Here is a 3,867-nt window from a genome sequence, read left to right as displayed (position 1 = left end):
CCGGCCGCCCCCCGGCCGCCCCCCGGCCGCCCGCCGAACGGCCGAGGCCCGACCGCCCCCGCGCGCACGGTAGTCTCGACAGGTGCCGAAACTGTCCGACGTCATCACCGCGCTCGAAGAGGTCTACCCCCCGCAGTGGGCGGAGTCCTGGGACGCCGTCGGCCTGGTCTGCGGAGACCCTCAGGCCGAGGTCAACCGCGTGCTCTTCGCCGTCGACCCCGTCCAGGCGGTCGTCGACGAGGCCGTGGAGTGGGGCGCCGACCTCGTGGTCACCCACCACCCCCTCTACCTGCGCGGCACCACGAGCGTCGCCGCCACCACCTTCAAGGGCCGGGTGGTGCACACGCTGATCACCAACGGCATCGCCCTGCACGTCGCCCACACCAACGCCGACCACGCCGACCCCGGCGTCTCGGACGCGCTGGCCGAGGCGGTGGGCCTTCGGGTGACCGGCCCGCTGGTGGCGGACCCGACCGACCCGCTCGGCCGCCGCGGCACCGGCCGGATCGGCCTGCTGGAGCCCCCGCTGCCCCTCTCCGCCTTCGCCGCGCGGGTGGCGGCGGGCCTGCCCGCCACGGCCGCCGGCGTCCGCGTCTCCGGCGACCCGAACCGGCTGATCAGCCGGGTCGCGGTGTGCGGCGGCTCGGGCGACAGTTTCTTCGCGGACGTCCGGTCGGCCGGCGTGGACGCCTACCTGACCGCCGACCTCCGTCACCACCCCGCCTCCGAGGCGGCCGAGGCGGCGCCCGTCGCGCTGCTCGACGCCGCCCACTGGGCCACCGAGTGGCCCTGGCTCACCCTGGCCGAGCGGGCCCTGCTGGCCGCCGCCGACAAGCGCGGCTGGACCGTGGAGACCAAGGTCTCCCACCGGGTCACCGACCCGTGGACCGCACACGCCCCCATGTCCTTCACCGCCTGACCCGATTCACAGGAGCTCTCCGCTTGAACGCCGCGCCCGCCGACCAGATCCGCCTGCTCGACCTCCAGGCCATCGACTCGAAGCTCGACCAGCTGGCCCACCGGCGCCGGAGCCTGCCCGAGCACGCCGAGATCGACAAGGCCACCGCCGACCACACCGCGCTCAAGGACCTCGTCGTCGCCGCCGAGGCCCAGAAGGGCGACACCGCCCGCGAGCTGACCAAGGCCGAGCAGGACGTCGAGCAGGTCCGCTCCCGTGCCGCCCGCAACCAGCAGCGCCTGGACTCCGGCGCGATCACCTCGCCGAAGGACCTGGAGAACCTCCAGCACGAGATCGGCTCGCTCGCCAAGCGCCAGGGCGACCTGGAGGAGGTCGTGCTGGAGATCATGGAGCGCCAGGAGAGCGCCACCACCCGGGTCGAGGAGCTGTCCGCCCGCCTGGAGCACTCCACCGTCGTGCTCAAGGAGGCCGAGGGCCGCCGCGACGCCTCCTTCGCCGAGATCGACGCGGAGGCCGACAAGGTCAAGCGCGACCGCGAGACCGTCGCCGCCGTCATCCCGGCCGACCTGCTGAAGGTCTACAGCAAGCTGCGCGAGACCCAGGGCGGCGTCGGCGCGGCCCGCCTCTACCAGCGCCGCTGCGAGGGCTGCCGCACCGAGTTCTCGATCACCGAGCTGAACGCCATCAAGGCCGAGCCGGCCGACAAGGTGGTCCGCTGCGAGAACTGCTCGCGGATCCTGGTCCGCACCGCCGACTCGGGCGTCTGAGCAGGTGGCGGCGCGCTTCATCGTCGAGGCTGACGGCGGGTCCCGGGGCAACCCGGGACCGGCCGGCTACGGCGCGGTGGTCCGCGACGGGGACACCGGGCAGATCGTCGCCGAGGCCGCCGAGTTCATCGGCCACGCCACCAACAACGTGGCCGAGTACCGGGGCCTGATCGCCGGGCTCAAGGCGGCCCGCGAGCTGGACCCGGACGCCACGGTGGACGTCCGGATGGACTCCAAGCTGGTCGTCGAGCAGATGTCCGGGCGCTGGAAGATCAAGCACCCCGACATGCAGCCGCTCGCCGCCGAGGCCCGCACCGTCCTCCCGCGCGCCAGGGTCACGTACACCTGGATCCCGCGCGAGCGGAACAAGGACGCGGACCGGCTGGCCAACGAGGCGATGGACGCGGGCAAGGCCGGGCGCCAGTGGGAGCCCCGCAAGCCGGCCGCCGTCGCCGCCGGCGCGCCCGCCGTCGAGGAGCCGCCGCTGGAGACCGCCGCCCCCAGGGCCGGTTGGGCCGCCCCGGCCGACCTCGGCACCCCCACCACCTTCGTCCTGCTGCGCCACGGCGAGACCCCGCTCACCCCGGAGAAGCGGTTCTCCGGCAGCGGCGGCAGTGACCCGGAGCTCTCCGACAAGGGCCGCTGGCAGGCCGAGCGGGCCGCCGAGGCGCTGGCCGCGCGCGGCAGCGTCCAGGCGGTCGTCGCCTCTCCGATGCGCCGCACCCGGCAGACCGCCGAGACCGTCGCCGCCAGGCTCGGCCTGGAGGTCCGGTACGAGGACGGGCTGCGCGAGGTCGACTTCGGAGACTGGGAGGGCCTGACCTTCGCCGAGGTGCGGGAGCGGTACCCGGATGACCTGACGGCCTGGCTCGGCTCGGCCAAGGCCAGGCCGACCGGCTCCGGCGAGAGCTTCACCACGCTCACCCACCGGGCCGGTGTCGCCCGGGACAGGATCATCGCCAGGTACGCGGGGAAGACCGTGCTGGTGGTCTCGCACGTCAGCCCGATCAAGACCCTGGTCCGGCTGGCGCTCGGCGCCCCGCCGGACTCGATGTACCGGATGGAGCTGTCCGCCGCCTCGATTTGCGCCGTCCAGTACTACGCGGACGGCAACGCCTCGGTGCGGCTGCTCAACGACACCTCGCACCTGCGCTGACCCGCCCGCCCCGGCGGGTCAGTGCACCTCGGTGACGACCACGTCCAGCTGCCACGGCTTGCGGGCCGTGCCCTCCGCCGCCAGTTCCACCCGGTGGCCCAGCTCCCGCAGTGCGTCCATCAGCTCGGCGGGGGTCTTCGGCTCGGCGCCGGCGAGCAGCAGGTCCCGGACGATCCGGCCCTTGGTCGCCTTGTTGAAGTGGCTGACCACCGTGCGCCTGCCGTCGCGCTCCTGGAGCACCCGGACGGTCGCGGTCCGGGAGGCCACCTCGCCGGCGGGCTTCCAGGCGGCGGCGTACGCGGAGCTGCGCAGGTCCAGCACCAGCCCGTCCGCGACCTCGGGGAGCACGGGGGCCATCGCGCTCCGCCAGTACGCTCCGAGCGCCCCCAGCCCGGGAAGCTTGACGCCCATCGAGCAGCGGTAGGACGGGATCTGGTCGGAGATCCGCACGGCGCCCCAGAGACCAGAGAAGACGAGCAGCGAACGCGCGGCCCGGTCGTACGCGGCGGCGTCCAGGGTGGCCAGGCCCAGGTTGTCGAACAGCACCCCGGTGTACACCTCGCCCGCCGGGCGGGCACCGGCCGTCGGCAGCCCGGCGTTCTTGGCGATCTCGCCGCGCAGGCCCGGGGAGAGGCCGAGCACCCCGGCCGCGGTGTCCTCGTCGCCCCGGCACAGGCCCACCAGCGCGTCCAGCACCGCGCCGCGCGCCGCCGTCAGCCCGGGCAGCGACAGCCGCTCCAGCGCCACCGGCCCGCCGTCCCCGGAAACGGCCTTGCCCTCCGAGGGCGGCAACAGCACCAGCACAGCGGACTCCTCAACGATCTGCGGCGGACGAACCCCGCAACCCTACTGCGGCCGCCCCGGCCCCCAGTGCCACGCAGAGCGGCGAGTAGTACCGCACGTTCAGCCGCCGGAACCGCTCCGAGCGCTCGCCGGCCCGCCCGAACACCACCGGCCCGGCCACCCCGCGCGCCAGCAGCACCCCCGCCACCGTCCGCACCCCGGCCCGGCGCAGCCGCCGCGGG

The 3,867-nt window shown here is 74.8% G+C and carries 5 protein-coding genes; 3 read left to right on the top strand and 2 right to left on the bottom strand.

Features of this window, described 5'->3' with window-relative positions:
- Positions 1-82: 82 nt before the first annotated feature.
- From AB0E96_RS39345 to AB0E96_RS39335, 3 genes are read left to right on the top strand one after another with little or no spacing between them, the layout of a single operon-like run.
- Positions 83-919: a Nif3-like dinuclear metal center hexameric protein gene (locus AB0E96_RS39345; protein WP_359831394.1), complete on the top strand. Its 837-nt coding sequence runs from the start codon at positions 83-85 to the stop codon at positions 917-919.
- A 23-nt stretch (positions 920-942) separates the two neighbouring features.
- Positions 943-1,686, top strand: a complete 744-nt coding sequence (locus tag AB0E96_RS39340) for a C4-type zinc ribbon domain-containing protein (RefSeq protein ID WP_359831392.1) — start codon at positions 943-945, stop codon at positions 1,684-1,686.
- 4 nt (positions 1,687-1,690) lie between these two features.
- Positions 1,691-2,842, top strand: a complete 1,152-nt coding sequence (locus AB0E96_RS39335) for a bifunctional RNase H/acid phosphatase (RefSeq protein ID WP_359831390.1) — start codon at positions 1,691-1,693, stop codon at positions 2,840-2,842.
- An 18-nt stretch (positions 2,843-2,860) separates the two neighbouring features.
- Here AB0E96_RS39335 and yaaA read toward each other — a convergent pair whose 3' ends face one another.
- Together yaaA and AB0E96_RS39325 are read right to left on the bottom strand one after the other, a co-directional pair.
- Positions 2,861-3,646, bottom strand: coding sequence for a peroxide stress protein YaaA (yaaA, locus tag AB0E96_RS39330; RefSeq protein ID WP_359831388.1), 786 nt, complete (start codon positions 3,644-3,646; stop codon positions 2,861-2,863).
- A 10-nt stretch (positions 3,647-3,656) separates the two neighbouring features.
- The coding region (locus AB0E96_RS39325) for a DUF3995 domain-containing protein (RefSeq protein ID WP_359831386.1) at positions 3,657-3,867 on the bottom strand (211 nt) is incomplete at its 5' end.

Source organism: Kitasatospora sp. NPDC036755 (genome assembly GCF_040636595.1).
Lineage (GTDB): Bacteria > Actinomycetota > Actinomycetes > Streptomycetales > Streptomycetaceae > Kitasatospora.
This window is presented reverse-complemented; position numbering and strand designations above follow the sequence as displayed.